Raw genomic sequence first — 19,154 nt, 5'->3', positions numbered from 1 at the left:
CTTTCTTTTAAGCCTCTTTTACTATAATGTCTTCGTCATGTGATATGGCGATACGGGTAATTTCTTTGCTCAGGGTTTCTGCGTCCGCATCAAATTCAACGGACAGGACAGCGGTATCAGCATTGACCTCTGCATGTTTTATGCCCTCCAGCAGGTGGATATCATTTTGAATTTTAGCTGCACAGTTTCCGCAGCACAGCCCTTCCAGAACAAATTGTTTCTTTATAGCAGCCATAGTAATTATCTCCTTTTGATATATGATTGTACAACTATTCAACTAATTTGCGAAAAAAATAATCAGAGCCCTGAAACTCCAATTTTTACTGCCAGGCCAACGGTGATGACTGCTCCAATTACCGTAATCGCACGATATATTTTTACAGATTCCTGATCATGCTTTTCCTTTTGCCAATAGTAAATTCCTGATCCGGCGACAGCGAGACCGGTCAAAAGCCCTAAAACTGAAAAAATAGCGGACTGCATAAGTAAATCCCTCCTTTTTATCATCAAAATAAAACCAGTATATGTTACTTGAGGGAGCTGCAAAATGATTTTGAATTTTTACATTCTGCAACACCCTTATTTTTCACAGACATGAATCAGTCCCTGGTCGAAAATACACTTAACATGTTCGTCTGCGAGAGAATAGTAAACAACACGGCCGTCTTTCCGGTACTTCACCAGCTTTGATTGTTTTAAAATCCTTAACTGATGGGAAATGGAAGACTTGGTCGCTCCTAAAAGAACGGCGATATCACAGACACACATCTCAGCCCGAAACAATGCACAGAGTATTTTCACCCGTGTTGAGTCACTGAACACTTTGAATATATCAGCTAAATCAAGCAGGGTATCCTCATCCGGCATGTGCTCGCGGACATCATTTACAACCTCTTCGTGTATTGTGCTGCAATCACACCTGTCAATATCGGGTTCATATGTTCCCATAAAATCACCTCACATAAGTTGAATAGTTGTATCGCCTTTCAACTATTATATGCTGTTGTTTTTATTATGTCAATGGGATTTAATAAAAACTGTTATCATTGAGGAAAAAAATTCTCTGGAATAGGTGAATTCTGCCATCAATCCAGCTTTTTTTCAATGCACACCAGATTTACTCCGGATATGCCGTTGAAAACACAGGGGACAATTCCGATTTCTTTATATCCGCAGCGTTTATACAATTCCCGTGCGCGGGTATTCAAAGCATTCGTGTCAATTCTTAAGTAAGGGCAATTGTTTTCCCTTGCATAGTTCTCATAGAAACTCACCATTTTTCTTCCGTAACCATGCTTTTTCACCGAAGGTTCCACCACAAGGGTATGCATTACCATCACCTGATCATCATTTGCAGGATATTCCCACTGGCAGTTCTTATACACAGGAACCTGTTCCTTGTTCAGGCGCATTGCGGCCATAACCTCTCCGTCTTCTTCCATCACAAATAAATCGTCATTTTCAAGTGCTGCCATAGCTGTATCCCTGGTGGGATACACACCTCTTTGCCAGCCTACGGTACAGTTAGACTTTTCCTCTTCATCAATAATATGTTCAAAAATCAGTGATACTGCGTCTATGTCTTTTTGTTTCGCTTTTCGTATGATATTCATGTCTTTATTCTCCGTTTAACGTGTTGCTTTTAATTGGTATTACACTCTTTTTTCCACATAAAATCCGCTCCGGCTGCGGCCGCTGTTTTGAATCCAGGATACCAGCATGACGACGCAGTCATTATAGGAACGGACACCGGCAGCGACGCCATTTGACTTTAAGTAAGAGTCATACATTGTCGTGACCGCTTCCGTGGCGGGAGTTTCGCGGCTGTTCCAGTAATCGTTGTTTTCATTCCAGTCCTGAGTGACATTCTCATTAAATGTTGATGTAATCTGGCCATAGGCGTGGGGATCGGCCTTACTCAAGTCGTTTGTGAGATAAATGAGGCCAAGCAGATACCCTGAATACTCATATATGGGATTGTCTGATGTGATGCAGGCGGCAATGGAGGCGAAATTGGCTTCTGCCTCGGAGTTGACACCCCGCTGGTGTGACATTTCATGTGCAATTGTTACAGGGATGAAAGGGGCCGGTATGTCGATGTTGATATTCATTTCACCGGTCAGAGCGATGTAAATACCTGAAAATCCACTGGCACTCATAAGTTTTGAGTACATCATTGCTTTCGGGACAGAATTGCTGCCCTCCAGTGCGGGAAATTCCTTCACAATATTCGTATAGAGGTCTTTGCCGGGGGTAAAACAGGTTTGCCGGCTCTCATGAAAGCGGTTGTCTGCATCGCGTTTTACGTGAGAGGACAGCTCATTGGCTTTTTCTGCGAAATACCTTGTGACTTCTGTAAGCTGCTCTGTTGTGATGCCGCCGGAGTCAAGATCTGTTTTTTCCGCAAGGCTTGTGCTGTGATATCCTGAGTCCCACATCCAAAAATGTGCAGCCACTATGTACAGTGCAATAACGGCAATGATATAAAATCTGTGTCCGAGATTTAACAGCCTGTTGGAACTTCTTTTTAAAATAATGATTGATTTCACAATGAAGTACAGCGCCCACAGTATGAGAAATGTGATCAGCATTTCTGCCACAGAAAAGTATTGAAACGGACCGAAAGCGGTGATCTGTGCAGCCATGTCACGATATGGAAGGGAAATGTTTGCCAGAACCCAATCCATGATATGTTTTCTGTCATTGAGTATGTAATATAGGGCCATCAGGACAGCCGGCGGCAGGGCAAGCAGGATATAAAGCCAGATGCGGCGCAATAAACTTTTTGACGCTGCGGACTGGATCTTCAATTCCGGCGCCATGACGCACCTTTGCGGCGAAGTATCATATTTGAATTCCATATGGCCTCTCTTTCCTCTGATTCGTGTATTTTTCTCAGAATATGAAATCCCGGTTCATCGGCAGACACAAGTACGGTTATATCGGTAAGTATCCAATTGCTTATGATAAAAAAGACATATCTTCCTGCTGGCGGAAAATATGTCTTTTTTAAACGGAGACGGTGGGATTTGAACCCACGTGCCGGTTGCCCGACAACCTGATTTCGAGTCAGGCTCGTTATGACCACTTCGATACGTCTCCATCAGATTGCAATAAGATTATACATGATAAACCCATTTTTGTGTAGTAGTTTTGCGAAAAATTTGTTTTTTCCTGTTTACCCCTTCAAAATATTGTAAACAATAGAAATATCTATAAAATACCTATATTTGTAAGAAAAAATCTATATCTTTTCGTTGAAAAAAGAGATAAAATACTTAAATAAGGGGGAAAAGGAGGGGTAGAGATGAGGCATATGGAACATACATTTTCCACAGTAGAAGAGCTGGTGGAATTTGTCATAAGGGCGGAACGGTGTGATTTCAGCATTGAGGTTATTTGCGGGCAGACGGTGATTGACGGAAAGTCACTGATGGGCGTTATGAGCATTGGAATTGGAAAGCAGGTAAAGATCGTGTGCCACAGCGCAGATGCCCTCCCTGAAGAACTGGTAAGCCATGCAGCTTAAGCCGGAGCAGATGGGGAGTGTCTGAAAGAAACAGTATAAACGCAGGAAAAGAGAAAACCAGGAGTTTTGCATATGGACCAAAGGAAAAAAGAAGGCTTGGACGAGCTGGAACGCCGCCGCCGGGCCAGAATCCGGCGGAAAAAGAACAAGAGAAAACAGAAAAGGAAGCGTACACTTTTCACAGGAGCCGCAATTCTTGTGCTGACTGCCGTATTGGCGGGCGTATTGTGGCTTATGAACCTGTTATTTAACAGGGATTACATATATTTAAAAGAAATCCGGATGCCGGAGTGGATAGAAGCAGATTTTCTCCAGATCAATCCCTACTCAAGGCCCGGCACAGAAATGGACAAGGTCAATGAAATTGTCATTCACTACGTAGCCAATCCCGGAACTACGGCCAAACAGAACATGAACTATTTCAACAACCTAAAAGACCAGTCAGGGATTAAGAAAATCTCAGCCAGCAGCCATTTCATCATCGGCTTAGAGGGAGAGATTTTGCAGGGAATTCCTATCTATGAAGTGGCTTACTCCACATCAAAGGAAAAGAACACCAATACGGTTTCCATCGAATGCTGCCACCCTGATGAAACAGGGAAATTCAATGAGGAAACGTATGATTCCCTGGTAAAACTGACCGCCTGGCTTTGTAATAATATGGGATTGACGGAAAGGGATGTCATCCGCCATTACGATGCAACGGGAAAGGACTGTCCGCGGTATTATGTAGCCCATGAGGATGAATGGAAACAGTTTTTAAAGGATGTAAAGACGGAAAGAAAACAGCAGGATTAAAATTGCCGGTTTCTTTCCGTCATGTTTTTGAACGGCTGAACAGAAGATGAAATAAAAAGCCGCCCAGGCAGGTGGCAGACAGATAAACGGCATTTCCAACATGGATTCCGTATTTCAGCGCGATCTCATGAAAGATGATCTGGGCAGAGGGATAATAGGGGGAAATATAAAACATGTCCGCCTGTCCCAATGGCCTTGCAGTCACATTTATAATAGAAGCAATGATACAGCAGGCGGCAAACAGAGGCAGTATTTTAACAAACCCCATAAGGGAAGAATCCGCAAGGCGGGAAAATGCGATGACAAGCCCGATAAAGATTAGCAGCAGATGCCAGATCAGCCCGTGAAGGGTCAAAAACCAGTAGCCGTGAAACAAACCTGACGGCTCCGCCAGAGCCATGACACCTCCCAGAAGATTAAAGTCCTGCATAAATGTGTAAAGGACCTTTCTTTTTTTAGGGGAAGAAAAGGCAGGGAGAGCCAGACAGAAGTACATGGGCAGGCTGCATAGCTGAAATGGAAAGTACCACCAGTTATACGTCTGGTTATTCACCACGTAAAATAAAAAAAGCTGCTTCCAGACCTCAGAGGCCGTCAGAAAAAGGCCGCAGAAAAAGAACAGGCTGGGAAGCTTGTCATCTTTTACTTTTCCTGCTGTATAATGAGCCAGAAAAACCACAAACAAAAGCCCTGTTACAAGGAACAAAATATGAAAAAGAGAATAGGGTGACGGAGCTTCCATGGGCCAGGCCATTTTTACAAGAATATCTTTCATAAACCATTACCTTCATTTTCGCTTTGTATCCGGTTAAACCATAGTATATAGGATTGCCTGAAAACATGCAATATAAATACAAATCTCCTAAAAAATAAGAATCTTATTTACACAGGTACTTGATTAATTTTGAAAATACTATATAATGTATAACTGACACATGTTTTATAATTATGCAAGTTTGTGCATATATCGAGGAGGAAACATTATGAAAAAGAGTGTAATTACAATCGCAGCGGCTGTTTGTATGGCAGCATTGGTGACTGCCTGCGGCGGTTCTCAGACAAAGACAGAGACAACTGCAGCAGCAGGAACAGAAGCAGCAGGCGGAAAGCTGATCATGGTAACCAATGCAGAGTTCCCGCCGTATGAGTTCCGTGATAACAACGAAATCGTAGGAATTGATGCAGATATCGCAAGAGCTATTGCAGACAAATTAGGTATGGAACTGGAAATTCAGGACATGGCTTTTGATTCTCTGATTCCGGCTATCCAGTCCGGCAAGGCTGATTTTGCAGCAGCAGGTATGACCGTTAATGAAGACCGTAAGAAAAACGTGGATTTTACTGATACTTATGCAGAAGCTGCCCAGGTTATCATCGTAAAAGAAGACAGCGCCATCGCTTCTCCTGATGACTTGACAGGCAAGAAGATTGGTGTTCAGACAGGAACTACCGGAGATATTTATGCAGATGACATTGAAAATGGAGATATCCAGCGTTTTAATAAGGGAATGGAAGCTGTTATGTCCCTCACTCAGGGAAAGATCGACGCAGTTATCATTGACCGTGAACCGGCAAAAGTATTTGTAAAGGAAAATGCAGGCTTAAAGATTTTAGACGAGGCATTTACAGAAGAAGAATACGCCATTGCCATCAAGAAGGGCAATACAGAATTAGTGGATAAATTTAACACTGCTATCAAAGAGTTAAAGGAATCCGGTGAATTACAGAAGATCGTAGATAAATACATCACCGCAGAATAAGAAAAAGGAAGAGTGCCATGTGGGAAAAGCTAAGAGATGATTTCTATCAGAATTTTATCGTAGATGACCGTTGGAGGTATGTCACCGATGGCTTGAAGAATACGCTGGTCATTACGTTTTTTGCAGTGCTGATCGGTATTTTGCTGGGATTTCTGGTTGCGATCATCCGTTCAACCTATGAAAATACCGGCAAGCTGAAGGTTTTGAATGCCATTTGCAGCGTTTATCTTACGGTGATCCGGGGAACGCCGGTTGTTGTACAGCTCATGATCATGTATTTTGTCATTTTTTCGATGACCAATCCGGGTCAGGTGGTTACGGCAGTTCTTGCGTTTGGAATCAACTCCGGCGCCTATGTGGCGGAAATCTTCCGAAGCGGCATCAGTGCCATTGAAAAAGGGCAGTTTGAGGCCGGAAGGAGCCTGGGCTTTAACTACTTCCAGACCATGTGGTTCATCATCATGCCTCAGGCTTTTAAGAACGTAATTCCCACTCTTGCCAATGAGTTCATCGTTCTTTTAAAGGAAACTTCTGTAGCCGGATATATCGGTCTGCAGGATCTGACAAAGGGCGGTGATATTATTAAGAGCCGCACCTACTCTGCATTTATGCCCCTGGTAGCAGTTGCCATCATCTATCTGATCATGGTTACGGCGTTTTCCTACCTTGTAAAATTACTGGAGAGGAGGCTGCATAAGAGTGAGCATTGACAATAGGAACGAACCTCTGATTCAGGTAAGGAATCTGGGTAAGAAATTCGGCGATACAGAAGTCCTTAAGGACATTTCCGTGGATATTTATAAAGGCGATGTGGTTTGTGTCATTGGGCCGTCAGGTTCAGGAAAGAGCACATTTTTGCGCTGTTTAAACCGTTTGGAGGAGCCTACGGGCGGCCATATCCTGTTTGAAGGCGTGGACATTGTGGACAAGAAAACAGACATTGACAGGCACCGCCAGAAAATGGGAATGGTATTCCAGCAGTTTAATTTATTTCCCCATATGACGATTTTAAAAAATCTGACCATTGCGCCCATGAAATTACAGGGACGCAGCAAGGAAGAGGCAGAGGAACAGGCTTTTAAGCTCCTTCATAAGGTAGGGCTTGGGGACAGGGCAGAGTCTTATCCCAGCCAGTTATCCGGCGGACAGAAGCAGAGAATCGCCATTGTCCGGGCCTTGTGCATGAATCCGGATGTGATGCTGTTTGACGAGCCGACCTCCGCTCTTGACCCTGAGATGGTCGGAGAGGTATTAAACGTTATGCGGGAGCTGGCCGAGGAAAAGATGACCATGGTGGTGGTCACTCATGAAATGGGCTTTGCCAGAGAAGTGGGGACCAGAGTCATGTTCATGGATGGCGGCTATTTCCTGGAGGAAAATGAACCGAAGGAATTCTTTGCAAATCCGAAAAATGACAGATTAAAGCTGTTTTTAAGCAAGGTATTATAAAAGTAACGCTCTCCCGGTGAGGACTTGTCTTCCGGGGGAGCATTTTTCATTGCCCTTTTTTTCCGGTGATGATAGAATAGGAAGGAGTTTTTAAAGGAGGGGATAACCATGGCATATTTTCCGTTTTTTGTGGATATTGAAGGGAAACACTGCCTCATTGCGGGCGGAGGCAGTGTGGCCTACCGGAAGGTTCTGGTGTTAAAGGATTACGGTCCTGTCATTTATGTGGCGGCTCCCTATGTGATTCCTGAGCTTAGGCGGCTGATGGAGGAAGAGGGAGAAAAACTGATATGGCTGCACCGTGATTTTGAAGAATCAGACCTGGAGAAGGCGGATTTTGTGGTGGCAGGAACCTCTGATGAGCTGTTAAATGAGCGGATTTCCCTTTTGTGCAGGGAAAGAAAGATTCCCGTTAATGTGGTGGATGATCAGGAAAAATGCAGCTTTATCTTTCCCGCTCTGATCAGAGAAGGAGATATTACTGTGGGAATTTCTACGGCAGGCAGTGCGCCGTCCATTGCACAGTATTTAAAAAAGAAGCTGAAGGAGGCCATTCCTTCCGGGCTTGGAGAACTGGCCCGGCAGCTTGGCTCTTACCGGGGCATGGTAAAGGAAGAGGTGGACTCCCCTTCTCTTCGGATGTCCATTTTTAAGGAAATGGCTGAGGAAGGAATCCGCCAGGGCGGAACCTTTACCAGAGAACAGGCGAAAGAGCTGATAGAAAGGAAGCTGGCTGAAAATGAGAAGTAAAACCATTCGGATCGGAACGAGAAGGAGCGCTCTGGCCGTGGCCCAGGCAAAGCTGGTGGCAGAGGCTCTGGAGCGGACCGGGTCTGGACTGTCCACAGAGCTGGTCTTAAAGCAGACGGAAGGGGACAGAAATCTTCATAAGCCTCTTTTGGAATTTGGAGGAAAGGGCGTATTTGTAACGGAATTTGAGCAGGCAATTCTAAAGGGGGAGATCGATATTGCGGTACACAGCGCAAAGGACCTTCCCATGGAGCTGGAGGAAGGGCTGGGAATCGTGGCGGTTCCTGAACGGGAGGACCCCAGGGATGTGCTGGTAACTCCTGCTTCCAGTGACATTTCCGGGAAAAAGGAAATCGTCATCGGCACCTCCAGCTTGAGAAGAAAGCTTCAGATAGAAGAAATTGGAAAGACCATGTGGCCGGATTCCCTGGTGCGGTGTGAAAATTTAAGGGGTAATGTGCAGACCAGACTGGCAAAGCTGATGGAAGGGTCTTATGACGGCATTCTTCTGGCAGCAGCCGGATTAAAGCGGCTGGGGCTGACAGAGGACAGACAGTATCATTACCATTACTTTGACTGTGAAACCTTTATTCCTGCCGGAGGACAGGGCATCCTTGCAGTGGAAGGAAGGCTGGATTCCGGAATCGGGGAGATCATAAAAGCCATTGAAAACGAGGAGGCCAGAATGTGTCTGGCTCTGGAACGCAGAATCCTGAAGTTTCTGGATGCAGGCTGTCATGAGCCTATCGGAATCTATTCCCGGCTGAGGGAGGAGAGGATGGAAGTCCTTGGCATGAGCAGAAGAGGGGAAGAGACGAAACGGATTCATCTGTGGGGAGAGCTCGACGATCTGGACAGGCTGGCATGGCAGGCGGCTAAAGGGCTTTCGTAAAAGGAGGATGTGATGAAGAAAACAGGAGTGGTCTATCTGGTGGGAGCCGGTCCCGGAGATCCCGGCCTCATTACGGAAAAAGGCTTGTGGAGGCTGCGGATATGCGATGCGGTGGTCTACGATTCTCTTGCCTCGGAGCGCCTTCTTGACGAGGTGCGCCCGGAGTGCAGAAAAATCTATGTGGGAAAACGGGCTGGAGCCCATTCCATGAAGCAGGAGAAGATCAATAAGCTGCTGGTGGAACTGGCTGGAGAAGGACTTTTGGTGGTGCGGCTAAAGGGAGGCGATCCCTTTGTCTTTGGCCGGGGAGGGGAGGAGATCATGGCTCTCTCCCAGGCGAAAATCCCCTATGAAGTGGTTTCTGGAGTCACTTCTGCCGTTGCAGCTTTGGCCTCTGCCGGAATTCCGGTCACTCACCGGGCTGTGAGCAGAAGCTTTCATGTGATGACAGGCCATACTCTTTCCGACCAGAGCACATTGCCTGAGGATTTTGAAGCGTTTGCAGGGCTTAAGGGAACCCTTGTATTTCTCATGGGCCTTGGAAATTTATCTCTCATTGTAGAGGGGCTTTTAAAACAGGGAAAATCAGCGGAAACGCCTGCTGCGGTCATTGAGAATGGGACCCTTTTGGAGCAGAGAGTGGTCCGGGGAACCTTAAAGAATGTCATAGAAATGGTAAAAGAGGCAGGGATTGGAAGTCCTGCCATTATTGTGGTGGGTGAAACGGCGGCTCTTGACTTTTCGTCCACCTACCGCCAGCCTTTAGAAGGGTGCCGGATCGGGGTGACAGGAACGGAAAGCTTTGGTGTCAGGTTTTTGAAGGCTTTGGAATCCCTTGGAGGGACGGGGGCCTATATCTTAAGGCTTTCCATGAAATCCCGGAGGGGAGAGGAAGCCATGAAAAAGGCTTATGAGCAGCTTTTCGCCTATACCTGGATTGTGTTCACCAGCGCCAACGGGGTGAAGGAATTTTTCCTGGGCCTTTTGGAGCAGGGGTGTGATTTCCGGTCTGTGGGCCATGTAAAATTTGCCGCTGTGGGAAAGGGAACAGCCGAAGAGCTGCAAAACCACGGTTTTTTTGCAGATTACATTCCGGACAGATATCAGGTGAAGGATTTAGCGCAAGGGCTTAGAAGTCTGGTGTCAGAAGAAGACCGGATTTTGATTCCCAGGTCTTCGGGCGGCTCTAAGGAGCTGAATCAGGTTCTCGATGAGGCCGGGATTTTTTACGAGGACGTGGCTTTATATGACGTGGAATGGGATGGAACAGGGGAGAAAAAGAGAAGTGAAGCTTTGAAGGATTTAGATTACGTTGCCTTTGCCAGCGCTTCCGGTGTGGAAGCATTTTTCCAGGGATCAGAGGAGGACGCAAGGGAAGCTTTGGAGGGAAAAAAGGTGGCCTGCATCGGGGATATGACTGCAAGGGCTCTTTTGGAATACGGAAAAAAGGCCGATGTGGTGGCCGGTGTTTACACTGCTTTGGGGCTTTCTGAGGCCATATGCCGGGACTGGAACAGGGGGAAAAAAGATTCATAATTGTGTTATTTATACTTATGAATTTTACTGTATCGATTCTAAAAGTTACATAAATTGTATTAACATTTCCGATTATCTATTGATAAATAAGCCAATTCGGTATATTTTATTGTGTAGAGGAGGCTGAATATATGGATTATTTGGTTGTGTATACGAGTAAAACCGGAAACACCCAGAAAGTAGCCGTGAAGATTTTTGAATCGCTTCCAGGAAAATCCAAGGACATTGTCAGTCTGGAGGAATTGGGAGGAGAGGAAGCAGATACTTATTTTGTAGGGTTCTGGAACAACCGGGGAATCTGTACGACAGAAGTGATCGATTTTCTCTCAGGACTGCACGGGAAACGGGTGGCTTTATTCGGCACCTGCGGGCTTTCCGGAAATAAAGAGTATTTTAAGCAGGTGGAAAAACAGGTTTCAGTTTTTATCCCTGATGACAATGAATATCTGGGCTGTTTTCTCTGCGGAGGAAAGATGGCGCCCAGGGTTTTGGAAAAATACAGGCAGATGCAGTCGGTATGCGATACCCCTCAGATCAGAACCCTGATCGCCGCATATGAGGATGCCATGCTTCATCCAAATGAACAGGATTTTCAAAATGCCTGCGAGTTTGCAGAATCGGTGAGGTGAATTTGCCCAAAGGGCAAAGAGAGGACCCCCTGGGGGGTAAGGTGAATTTGCCTGAAAGGCAAAGAGAGGCCCCCCTGGGGGGTAAGGTGAAAAAATGACGGAAGAAAAGGGAGGTGGATTTTATGGGGTTAAAAGATGATGACGGTCCAAAGAAAGGACCGAGAAAACCATTTATTTATTATTACGGCATTGTGCTCATACTCATGGTCATATTCAATTCCATGGCGGTGCCCTGGCTTCAGTCCAAGTCTGTGACAGAGGTGCCTTACAGCACATTTTTAGAAATGCTGGAAGCCGGAAAGGTCCAGTCCGTTGCGAGGACTGATACGGAAATCCAGTTCAAATCCGATACGGGAAAAACGGACTGGGAAGGCAAGCCGGATTACGAGATTTATAAGACGGGTCCATGGCCTGATGAAGATCTGACAGAACGGCTGATCGCCAATAACGTCCAGTTTGAAAAGAGCATTGTCAAGCAGATGTCTCCCATGATTTCTTTTCTGCTGACCTGGATTTTTCCCATTTTGATTTTTGTATTTCTGGGAAATTTCTTATCGGGGCAGATGCAAAAGAGGATGGGCGGCGGCAATGCCATGACTTTTGGAAAGTCCAATGCTAAAATTTATGCGGAATCTGAAACAGGAAAGACCTTCCGGGATGTGGCCGGTCAGGAGGAAGCCAAGGAGGCTTTAAAGGAAATCGTGGATTTCCTTCACAATCCCAGGAAATATGCGGATATCGGGGCCACTCTTCCCAAGGGAGCCCTTTTAGTAGGCCCTCCGGGAACAGGTAAGACCCTGCTTGCAAGGGCCGTGGCAGGAGAGGCACACGTGCCGTTTTTCTCCATTTCAGGCTCTGAATTTGTGGAAATGTTCGTGGGAATGGGCGCTGCAAAGGTCAGGGACTTGTTTAAGCAGGCCACTGAAAAAGCTCCCTGTATCGTGTTCATCGATGAGATCGACACCATCGGAAAGAAGCGTGACGGCCACGGATTTTCAGGAAATGATGAGAGAGAACAGACTTTAAACCAGCTTTTAGCGGAAATGGATGGATTTGACGGCAAAAAAGGCGTTGTCATACTGGCGGCTACCAACCGTCCTGATTCTCTGGATAAGGCCCTCTTAAGGCCGGGCCGTTTTGACCGACGGATTCCGGTGGAGCTGCCGGACTTAAACGGGCGGGAAGCCATTTTAAAGGTTCACGGCAAAAACGTGAAGCTGTCTGATGATGTGGACTTCCACGGAATCGCCCTGGCAACAGCAGGAGCCAGCGGAGCGGACCTTGCCAACATTGTCAATGAGGCGGCCTTAAGGGCAGTCCGCATGGGCAGACATACCGTGTCCCAGAGAGATTTAGAGGAAAGCGTGGAAGTGGTCATCGCCGGATACCAGAGAAAGGATGCTTCCATCAATGTGAATGAGAGAAAGATCATCGCCTATCACGAGGTGGGACATGCTCTCGTTGCAGCTTCTCAGAACGATTCGGCTCCGGTCCATAAGATCACCATTATCCCAAGGACTTCCGGAGCGTTAGGCTACACCATGCAGGTGGATGAAGAAGAACGCCATCTGCTGACAAAGGATGCGGCTCTCAGCAAGATCGCCACCTTTACAGGCGGAAGAGCTGCCGAGGAGCTGGTCTTTAAGACCGTCACCAGCGGGGCTGCCAATGATATTGAGCAGGCAACCAGAATTGCCAGGGCCATGGTGACCCGTTACGGCATGAGTGATGAGTTTGATATGGTGGCATTGGAAACAGTGACCAACCAGTACTTAGGCGGAGATACTTCTCTTTCCTGTTCTTCCAAGACAGCTAAAAAGATCGATGATGAGGTGATCCGGATTATCAGGGAACAGCATCAGAAGGCTCTTAAGATATTGAAGGATAACGAAAAGAAGCTTCATGAAATCGCAGAGTATTTACTGGAGCGGGAGACTATTACCGGAGAGGAATTTATGGAAATCTTTCGCAGGGAACCGGCTGTATAATCACGACCTGGGACTGGATAAAAGACAGAAGCAGAGCAAGGCATAAAAGCTGCCGGCTCTGCTTCTTTTTTTGTTCATGTATATGGAAAAGTTGAAAATGCTGGAATAAAAGCAAAAAATGTTTTTTATTTATCTGAATAAATTGCATATAATATCTAAAAAGTTATATACAATTTGAAAATTTACAAAATATATAAAAATAAATTTAAAATAGTATTGACAAATAAAAACTTGTACGCTATAATAAAGCCATAACAAAAGGGACCCCAGAGTTATATAAAGTTTATAGTTATAAGGTTTAATAGCTATTTAAGAAGTTAAGAAGTGAAAATTTATGAAAGGAGGTACAGTCCACCAAAACGTGAAGCTTCGTTTCATTTATAATTTTATAAATGGAACAATAGGAAAATCCCAATCTACCGATGTTAAAAGCCAATCTTTGCAGCATAAGATCATTGATTAAAAAAGATAGAATTCATGGAGATGCGATATAAGATTTTGGACGAAAACGAAAGATATGATATAATTTGTTGTGTGTGCGAATGAATATAGAAGGAGAAGAAACGATAATCCATGAAGCTGGTGTATAACGACGGAGAGCGGAAAAAATTTTAATATAGATCATGCTAATGTATACCAATACAGAGAAACATGAGAAGGAAAAGAGGTATCAAGACCATTGGATGACATAACAAAGAACGGATAACGAATGCTTGGAACAGTTGGCAGTCGTTATCCGTTTATGTTTGCGCTTTTTTACATATTACAGGATTCCTTCCAGATCAAAGGGCGGCGTGTATTCTTCTTTTGCGCTGCTTTTTTCCTGCATAAAACCCTGGGTCAGACTGAGGCGGATGGCCTCTTCCACCACCTTATTGTATTCATAAGAAGTGATCCTGCGGTTGATTTCCGGAAATTCCATGCTGCGGTAAAATGGGGTGTACTGGCTTAGGAGGCTGATGTAATACATTCCCTGGGGAAGCTCTTCCTTCATCCAGTGAAGGAGGCGGATGGAATCCTCCCTTGCGCCGGGCAGCACCATGTGGCGTATGATGACGCCTTTTTTCATCAGGGTTTTGGAGGAATCAAATTCAGGGGCTCCGGTCTGGCTGATCATCTGTTTAATGGCTTTGGAGGCCATATCAAAGTAATCGGCTGCTTTGCTGTAGCGTGAGGAAAGGCTGGAACTGTAATATTTTAAATCGGGAAGCCAGATATCCACATATTCTTTCAGCTCCCTGATGAGTTCTGTGGATTCATACCCTCCGCAGTTATAGACCACGGGGATAGAAAGCCTGGGCTTTACCAAGTCCAGGGCCTCTATAATAGAAGGAATGTACTGGGTTCCGGTGACTAAATTCAAGTTATGGGCTCCTTTTTCCTGGAGGTTCAGGAAAATCTGGGCCAGCCTGGGGACTGTCAGCTCTTTTCCGAAATCTTCCTGGCTGATGGAATGGTTCTGACAGAAACAGCAGCCTAAGGTACAGCCGGAAAAAAACACGGTTCCGCTTCCCTGGTTTCCGCTGATACATGGCTCTTCCCAGTGATGGAGTGCGGCGCGGGCCGCTTTTATAGTGTCCTTGCAGCCGCAGAAGCCGGCAGCCACCCGGCGGTCTGCTTTGCAGCTTCTGGGACATAAACTGCAGGATAGGTATGCGTCTTTTAAGTTCATGAAATATCTCCTGATATTGACAAAGTGAATTTTGTGCATTAATATAGTGGGAAAAATGCTTTTGCGTTCTTGAAAAATATTATGTACAGGTGAGTGATAAAAATGGGAGAAACGAAATCAATGTCTGCTTTGCGCTATGCATTTCCAAAGACGGTTCCGGTCATGGCCGGTTATCTGGTTCTGGGGACGGCCTATGGAATTTTGATGAATGTCAATGGATACGGAATCTGGTGGTCTGTTTTGATCAGCATATTTGTATACGCCGGAAGCCTCCAGTATCTTGGAATCACGTTCTTTGCGGCAGCGGTCAATCCCTGGTACGCTTTTTTTATGTCCCTGATGCTCAATGCCAGACACTTGTTTTACGGCCTTTCCATGCTGGATAAGTATAAGGATGCAGGGAAGTTAAAGCCTTACCTGATATTTGCCCTGACTGATGAAACCTTTTCCGTTCTCTGTAATGAGGAAGTTCCGGAGGGCATTAATAAATACCGTGTGTATTTCTTTGCCTCTCTTTTAGATCATCTGTACTGGGTGACGGGCGCCCTCATCGGCAGTCTGGCGGGCGGGCTGATCCGTTTTGATACCGCAGGAATGGACTTTGCCCTGACAGCCCTCTTTGTGGTGATCTTTGTGGATCAGTGGAAGTCGGGACAGGGGCACAAGGCGGCTCTTGCAGGAGTGGGGGCCTCGGCCCTTTGTGTGGCAGTCTTTGGGCAGAGCGTATTTATCGTACCTGCCATGATTTTGATTCTGACCATTATTACAATCTGGTACTTTAAGGAAAAGAGAGAGGGGGAACGGTCATGAGCCAGGATACGGTAAAATACCTTATGATTGCAGGAGTCATGGTGCTCGCTACGGTCATCACCCGTTTTCTTCCTTTTTTCCTGTTTCCGGCCGGGAAAAAGACTCCCAAATACATTCACTATTTAAGCCTTACCCTTCCCTATGCCACCATCGGGCTTTTGGTGGTTTACTGTTTAAGGGGAATGGACGTTTTTGCTTTTCCTTACGGACTTCCTGAGATCATTTCCATCGCTGCTATTACGGCTCTTCACCTTTATAAAGGAAATCCCCTGCTGAGCATTGGGGCAGGAACGGCCCTTTATATGATTCTGACCCAGACCTTATTCCGTTAGTTTCCTGAATAGTTTTCATAGCCCTCTGGCAGGAATTTCTGTTCTTTAAATTCCTTTGGAGAGAGGCCGAACTCCTTTTTAAAGGCCCGGTAAAAGCTGGTGTAGTCTGAAAAACCGTACTGATGGCACAGCTCGCCTAAGGGAATGCCCGATAGAATGGCATTTTTGCTGGCCTGAAGCCGCTTTTTTATGATGTACTGGTGGAGGGAAATTCCCATATTGTCTTTAAACACATGGGAGATGTGGTACTTGCTGGCATAGAAAAAGGCTGCCAGACGGTCTAAGGACAAATCCTCTCCCAGGTGATTATTGATGTAATCACAGAGGTTTAAATAGAGCACATTTTCATAAACAGCGGGAATCCGGTGAAGGTTCTCATAGGTGATCCGGTTTAAAGACAGCAGGAAGGAGTGGACTAAAAGCTCGGCACTGAGCCTGTGAAATGGCTTGTTTCCGTGAGTTTCCTCCAGCAAATCCAGAAGGCGGCTCTGTATATCCTGAAAAACCACAAAATCCATACTGAAATGATAATGCTTATGTTCCAAAGCATAATTAAAACCATAGGAAAAGTCTTCAGACCAGGAGCACATGGCCTGATAATACCGGTCACTGATCCAGAGCACAAAACGCTGGTACGTTTCTCCGGTGGAGCGGAAGATGGGATGGTGCTTCACTCCGGGAGGAATCAGCAGATAATCGCCGTACTGCAATTCGTACTGAATGCCCTCCACCTCATAGCTCACATCTCCGCTCATGAAGAAAAACATTTCATAATAAGGATGGCTGTGATTCACGATCCGGCTTAAATCCATATCTCTATAGAAAAACACTTCAAATTCTCCTGAATTCATATACTGCCGTTCATTAAAGCCGGTGGACAATTCTTTTTTCAACGGTAATTCCTCTTTCCTATCTGAAAATTTCTTTTACAGCTTCCCTTAAGATTATAAAATAAAACCGCAAGTTTTGCAATGTTAACGGCAAATAAAACCATGGTAATGATGTCCCCCTTTGTATATACTGAATCCATAAGACAGGAATGTGATTATTAACTTTGATTCCAAAACAAGGAGGTATTTCTATGAAATTATCATTCAGATGGTACGGAGACGACGACAAGGTTACACTGCAGAACATCCGCCAGATTCCCGGCATGAGCTCCATTGTGACAGCAGTTTATGATGTTCCGGTAGGAGAGATCTGGAGCAGGGAAACCATTTCCCACTTAAAAAAAGAAGTGGAAGATGCCGGTCTGGGCTTTGACGTGATCGAGAGCATTCCGGTACATGAAGACATTAAGCTTGGAAAGCCCACCAGGGACAAGTACATTGCCAATTACTGCGAAAACATCAGACGTGTGGCAGAAGCGGGAGTGAAGTGCATCTGCTATAACTTCATGCCTGTATTTGACTGGACGAGAACTCAGTTAGACCACGTATTAGAGGATGGCTCCACTACTCTGGTTTACTACCAGGATCAGGTGGATCAGGTAAATCCTCTGGAAAGTGAAAGCGACTTGACCCTTCCTGGCTGGGACTCCAGCTATACCAGGGATGAATTAAAGCAGATCGTGAGTGAGTACAACGCGTTATCAGAGGATGATCTTTGGGGCAATTTAAAATATTTCCTGGAGGCCATCATTCCTGTGGCGGCAGAATGCGATGTCAACATGGCAATCCATGAGGACGATCCATGCTGGAGCATCTTTGGACTGCCCAGAATCATCACATGTGAGGAGAATTTGGACCGTTTCTTAAAGCTTGTGGATGACAGGCACAACGGCATCACCCTCTGTACCGGTTCCCTGGGCTGTTCCAATCAGAATGACGTGGTGAAGATGGCTGCCAAATACGCTGCCATGGGACGGATTCACTTTGTACATGCAAGAAATGTGGCAGTTCTTGAAGACAACAAGGGCTTTGAGGAAAGAGCTCATTTATCCTCCTGCGGTTCTCTGGACATGTTCGCCATTTTAAAGGCCCTTCACGACAATGGCTTTACCGGCTATATGCGTCCGGACCACGGCCGTATGATCTGGGGTGAAACAGGCCGTGCAGGCTACGGTCTTTATGACCGCGCTCTTGGAGCTACTTACTTAAACGGTCTTTGGGAAGCCATTGAGAAAACCAGCAAATAAGAAAGAAGGATTACGGCCATGGCATTGACATTTGGAACGGATTTAAGCGGTAAGGTGGCAGTGGTCACCGGAGCAGGCGGAATTCTCTGCGGCATGTTTGCCCAGACTCTTGCAGAGGCAGGGGCAAAGGTGGCAGTACTGGATTTAAATGAAGAGGCTGCGCAGAAGGTGGCTTCCTCCATCACAGAAGCAGGGCACACGGCAGTTGCCTATAAGGCCAATGTGCTTTTGCGGGAGAGTTTAGAGGAGGTCCACGCCAGGATTTTTTCCGAGCTTGGTCCCTGCAGCATTCTCATAAACGGGGCAGGGGGAAACAGCCCCAAGGCCAATACGGATAAAGAGTACTTTGAAATGGGAGACATTGAGGCGGAAACCAAGTCCTTTTTCGACTTGGACCAGTCCGGTGTGGAATTTGTCTTTAACTTAAATTTCCTCGGAACCCTGCTTCCGTGCCAGATTTTTGCAAAGGACATGATCGGCAGGGAGGGCTGCAGCATTTTAAACATCTCTTCCATGAATGCGTTCACCCCTTTGACCAAGATTCCGGCTTACAGCGGGGCCAAGGCAGCCATCAGCAATTTCACCCAGTGGCTGGCAGTTCATTTTTCCAAGGCAGGCATTCGGGTCAATGCCATTGCTCCGGGATTCTTCGTGACAAAGCAGAATGAAAAGCTTCTGTTTCATGAGGACGGTTCTCCTACACCGAGAACAAATAAAATCCTGGCTGCAACTCCTATGGAACGGTTCGGAGAAGCCCATGAGCTCAACGGAGCTTTGCTGTTTCTCTTAAACAACCAGGCGGCAGGATTTATTACAGGCGTGGTACTGCCTGTAGACGGAGGATTTTCAGCTTATTCAGGCGTTTAAATTTC

Annotated in this window: 22 protein-coding genes and 1 tRNA gene; 14 read left to right on the top strand and 9 right to left on the bottom strand. The window is 45.9% G+C overall.

Annotation, left to right across the window (positions count from 1 at the left end; genetic code table 11):
- Positions 1–7: 7 nt before the first annotated feature.
- The 6 genes from QM657_RS05385 to QM657_RS05360 all read right to left on the bottom strand — a co-directional run bounded on the left by QM657_RS05385 (position 8) and on the right by QM657_RS05360 (position 3,102).
- Positions 8–235, bottom strand: a complete 228-nt coding sequence (locus QM657_RS05385) for a heavy-metal-associated domain-containing protein (RefSeq protein WP_415065544.1) — start codon at positions 233–235, stop codon at positions 8–10.
- A gap of 62 nt (positions 236–297) precedes the next feature.
- On the bottom strand, positions 298–483 hold the full coding sequence (locus tag QM657_RS05380; RefSeq protein WP_415065542.1) for a hypothetical protein: 186 nt from the start codon (positions 481–483) through the stop codon (positions 298–300).
- Between the two features lie 96 nt (positions 484–579).
- Complete coding sequence (locus QM657_RS05375; RefSeq protein ID WP_333649279.1) at positions 580–948, bottom strand: metalloregulator ArsR/SmtB family transcription factor; 369 nt, start codon at positions 946–948, stop codon at positions 580–582.
- A 137-nt stretch (positions 949–1,085) separates the two neighbouring features.
- Positions 1,086–1,613, bottom strand: a complete 528-nt coding sequence (locus tag QM657_RS05370; RefSeq protein ID WP_415065541.1) for a GNAT family N-acetyltransferase — start codon at positions 1,611–1,613, stop codon at positions 1,086–1,088.
- A gap of 39 nt (positions 1,614–1,652) precedes the next feature.
- A complete protein-coding gene (locus tag QM657_RS05365; protein ID WP_415065539.1) occupies positions 1,653–2,861 on the bottom strand; it encodes a DUF3810 domain-containing protein in 1,209 nt (402 codons plus the stop codon).
- A 153-nt stretch (positions 2,862–3,014) separates the two neighbouring features.
- A tRNA-Ser gene (locus QM657_RS05360) sits at positions 3,015–3,102 on the bottom strand.
- A 205-nt stretch (positions 3,103–3,307) separates the two neighbouring features.
- Between QM657_RS05360 and QM657_RS05355 the strand changes: the two genes are divergently transcribed.
- Entirely contained in the window at positions 3,308–3,529 is a 222-nt protein-coding gene (locus tag QM657_RS05355; RefSeq protein ID WP_415065538.1) for an HPr family phosphocarrier protein, read from the top strand.
- Positions 3,530–3,601: 72 nt separating this feature from the next.
- A complete protein-coding gene (locus QM657_RS05350) occupies positions 3,602–4,327 on the top strand; it encodes an N-acetylmuramoyl-L-alanine amidase family protein (RefSeq protein ID WP_415065537.1) in 726 nt (241 codons plus the stop codon).
- A 19-nt stretch (positions 4,328–4,346) separates the two neighbouring features.
- Here the strand turns inward: QM657_RS05350 and QM657_RS05345 are convergent, their stop codons facing one another.
- Complete coding sequence (locus QM657_RS05345) at positions 4,347–5,102, bottom strand: hypothetical protein (RefSeq protein WP_415065536.1); 756 nt, start codon at positions 5,100–5,102, stop codon at positions 4,347–4,349.
- A 208-nt stretch (positions 5,103–5,310) separates the two neighbouring features.
- On the opposite strand from QM657_RS05345, the gene QM657_RS05340 reads away from it, so the two are divergent.
- The 8 genes from QM657_RS05340 to ftsH all read left to right on the top strand — a co-directional run bounded on the left by QM657_RS05340 (position 5,311) and on the right by ftsH (position 13,331).
- A complete protein-coding gene (locus QM657_RS05340) occupies positions 5,311–6,087 on the top strand; it encodes a basic amino acid ABC transporter substrate-binding protein (protein WP_415065535.1) in 777 nt (258 codons plus the stop codon).
- A gap of 17 nt (positions 6,088–6,104) precedes the next feature.
- Positions 6,105–6,797: an amino acid ABC transporter permease gene (locus QM657_RS05335; protein ID WP_415065534.1), complete on the top strand. Its 693-nt coding sequence runs from the start codon at positions 6,105–6,107 to the stop codon at positions 6,795–6,797.
- Positions 6,787–7,536 (top strand): amino acid ABC transporter ATP-binding protein, encoded by a 750-nt coding sequence (locus QM657_RS05330; RefSeq protein ID WP_415065532.1) that lies wholly within the window; start codon positions 6,787–6,789, stop codon positions 7,534–7,536. Before QM657_RS05335 ends, QM657_RS05330 begins: the two co-directional genes overlap by 11 nt.
- A gap of 108 nt (positions 7,537–7,644) precedes the next feature.
- Complete coding sequence (locus QM657_RS05325) at positions 7,645–8,286, top strand: precorrin-2 dehydrogenase/sirohydrochlorin ferrochelatase family protein (RefSeq protein ID WP_415065531.1); 642 nt, start codon at positions 7,645–7,647, stop codon at positions 8,284–8,286.
- A complete protein-coding gene (gene hemC, locus QM657_RS05320; RefSeq protein WP_415065529.1) occupies positions 8,276–9,178 on the top strand; it encodes a hydroxymethylbilane synthase in 903 nt (300 codons plus the stop codon). The genes QM657_RS05325 and hemC overlap by 11 nt, the downstream gene beginning before the upstream one ends.
- A 12-nt stretch (positions 9,179–9,190) precedes the next feature.
- Positions 9,191–10,714, top strand: coding sequence for a uroporphyrinogen-III C-methyltransferase (cobA, locus tag QM657_RS05315; RefSeq protein WP_415065528.1), 1,524 nt, complete (start codon positions 9,191–9,193; stop codon positions 10,712–10,714).
- 131 nt (positions 10,715–10,845) lie between these two features.
- Positions 10,846–11,343 (top strand): flavodoxin family protein BilS, encoded by a 498-nt coding sequence (gene bilS / locus QM657_RS05310; protein ID WP_415065527.1) that lies wholly within the window; start codon positions 10,846–10,848, stop codon positions 11,341–11,343.
- A gap of 122 nt (positions 11,344–11,465) precedes the next feature.
- Positions 11,466–13,331: an ATP-dependent zinc metalloprotease FtsH gene (gene ftsH, locus QM657_RS05305; protein WP_415065526.1), complete on the top strand. Its 1,866-nt coding sequence runs from the start codon at positions 11,466–11,468 to the stop codon at positions 13,329–13,331.
- 763 nt (positions 13,332–14,094) lie between these two features.
- Here the strand turns inward: ftsH and QM657_RS05300 are convergent.
- Positions 14,095–15,003: a radical SAM protein gene (locus QM657_RS05300; protein WP_415065524.1), complete on the bottom strand. Its 909-nt coding sequence runs from the start codon at positions 15,001–15,003 to the stop codon at positions 14,095–14,097.
- A gap of 102 nt (positions 15,004–15,105) precedes the next feature.
- On the opposite strand from QM657_RS05300, the gene QM657_RS05295 reads away from it, so the two are divergent.
- Both QM657_RS05295 and QM657_RS05290 read left to right on the top strand, forming a co-directional pair.
- Complete coding sequence (locus QM657_RS05295; RefSeq protein ID WP_415065523.1) at positions 15,106–15,813, top strand: AzlC family ABC transporter permease; 708 nt, start codon at positions 15,106–15,108, stop codon at positions 15,811–15,813.
- Positions 15,810–16,145, top strand: coding sequence for a branched-chain amino acid transporter permease (locus QM657_RS05290; protein WP_415065522.1), 336 nt, complete (start codon positions 15,810–15,812; stop codon positions 16,143–16,145). The genes QM657_RS05295 and QM657_RS05290 overlap by 4 nt, the downstream gene beginning before the upstream one ends.
- Here the strand turns inward: QM657_RS05290 and QM657_RS05285 are convergent.
- A complete protein-coding gene (locus QM657_RS05285; protein WP_415065521.1) occupies positions 16,142–17,038 on the bottom strand; it encodes a helix-turn-helix domain-containing protein in 897 nt (298 codons plus the stop codon). The genes QM657_RS05290 and QM657_RS05285 overlap by 4 nt on opposite strands.
- A 188-nt stretch (positions 17,039–17,226) precedes the next feature.
- Between QM657_RS05285 and uxuA the strand changes: the two genes are divergently transcribed.
- Both uxuA and QM657_RS05275 read left to right on the top strand, forming a co-directional pair.
- Positions 17,227–18,282 (top strand): mannonate dehydratase, encoded by a 1,056-nt coding sequence (gene uxuA, locus QM657_RS05280; protein ID WP_415065519.1) that lies wholly within the window; start codon positions 17,227–17,229, stop codon positions 18,280–18,282.
- 18 nt (positions 18,283–18,300) lie between these two features.
- Entirely contained in the window at positions 18,301–19,149 is an 849-nt protein-coding gene (locus QM657_RS05275) for an SDR family oxidoreductase (RefSeq protein ID WP_415065517.1), read from the top strand.
- Positions 19,150–19,154 lie beyond the last annotated feature (5 nt).

Origin of the sequence: Lacrimispora sp. (genome assembly GCF_047605665.1) — a bacterium.
Taxonomy (GTDB): domain Bacteria; phylum Bacillota; class Clostridia; order Lachnospirales; family Lachnospiraceae; genus Lacrimispora.
Note: the sequence above shows the minus strand (reverse complement) of the source record. Positions and strands in the feature narration are given on the sequence as shown.

Bases quoted from the DNA above. Each gene is read 5' to 3' on its own strand.
- QM657_RS05345 (WP_415065536.1), bottom strand. From the start codon at position 5,102: ATGAAAGATATTCTTGTAAAAATGGCCTGGCCCATGGAAGCTCCGTCA.
- QM657_RS05340 (WP_415065535.1), top strand. From the start codon at position 5,311: ATGAAAAAGAGTGTAATTACAATCGCAGCGGCTGTTTGTATGGCAGCA.
- bilS (WP_415065527.1), top strand. From the start codon at position 10,846: ATGGATTATTTGGTTGTGTATACGAGTAAAACCGGAAACACCCAGAAA.
- ftsH (WP_415065526.1), top strand. From the start codon at position 11,466: ATGGGGTTAAAAGATGATGACGGTCCAAAGAAAGGACCGAGAAAACCA.
- uxuA (WP_415065519.1), top strand. From the start codon at position 17,227: ATGAAATTATCATTCAGATGGTACGGAGACGACGACAAGGTTACACTG.
- QM657_RS05355 (WP_415065538.1), top strand. From the start codon at position 3,308: ATGAGGCATATGGAACATACATTTTCCACAGTAGAAGAGCTGGTGGAA.
- QM657_RS05375 (WP_333649279.1), bottom strand. From the start codon at position 948: ATGGGAACATATGAACCCGATATTGACAGGTGTGATTGCAGCACAATA.
- QM657_RS05290 (WP_415065522.1), top strand. From the start codon at position 15,810: ATGAGCCAGGATACGGTAAAATACCTTATGATTGCAGGAGTCATGGTG.
- QM657_RS05335 (WP_415065534.1), top strand. From the start codon at position 6,105: ATGTGGGAAAAGCTAAGAGATGATTTCTATCAGAATTTTATCGTAGAT.
- hemC (WP_415065529.1), top strand. From the start codon at position 8,276: ATGAGAAGTAAAACCATTCGGATCGGAACGAGAAGGAGCGCTCTGGCC.
- QM657_RS05370 (WP_415065541.1), bottom strand. From the start codon at position 1,613: ATGAATATCATACGAAAAGCGAAACAAAAAGACATAGACGCAGTATCA.
- cobA (WP_415065528.1), top strand. From the start codon at position 9,191: ATGAAGAAAACAGGAGTGGTCTATCTGGTGGGAGCCGGTCCCGGAGAT.
- QM657_RS05365 (WP_415065539.1), bottom strand. From the start codon at position 2,861: ATGGAATTCAAATATGATACTTCGCCGCAAAGGTGCGTCATGGCGCCG.
- QM657_RS05325 (WP_415065531.1), top strand. From the start codon at position 7,645: ATGGCATATTTTCCGTTTTTTGTGGATATTGAAGGGAAACACTGCCTC.
- QM657_RS05275 (WP_415065517.1), top strand. From the start codon at position 18,301: ATGGCATTGACATTTGGAACGGATTTAAGCGGTAAGGTGGCAGTGGTC.
- QM657_RS05295 (WP_415065523.1), top strand. From the start codon at position 15,106: ATGGGAGAAACGAAATCAATGTCTGCTTTGCGCTATGCATTTCCAAAG.
- QM657_RS05380 (WP_415065542.1), bottom strand. From the start codon at position 483: ATGCAGTCCGCTATTTTTTCAGTTTTAGGGCTTTTGACCGGTCTCGCT.
- QM657_RS05385 (WP_415065544.1), bottom strand. From the start codon at position 235: ATGGCTGCTATAAAGAAACAATTTGTTCTGGAAGGGCTGTGCTGCGGA.
- QM657_RS05300 (WP_415065524.1), bottom strand. From the start codon at position 15,003: ATGAACTTAAAAGACGCATACCTATCCTGCAGTTTATGTCCCAGAAGC.
- QM657_RS05350 (WP_415065537.1), top strand. From the start codon at position 3,602: ATGGACCAAAGGAAAAAAGAAGGCTTGGACGAGCTGGAACGCCGCCGC.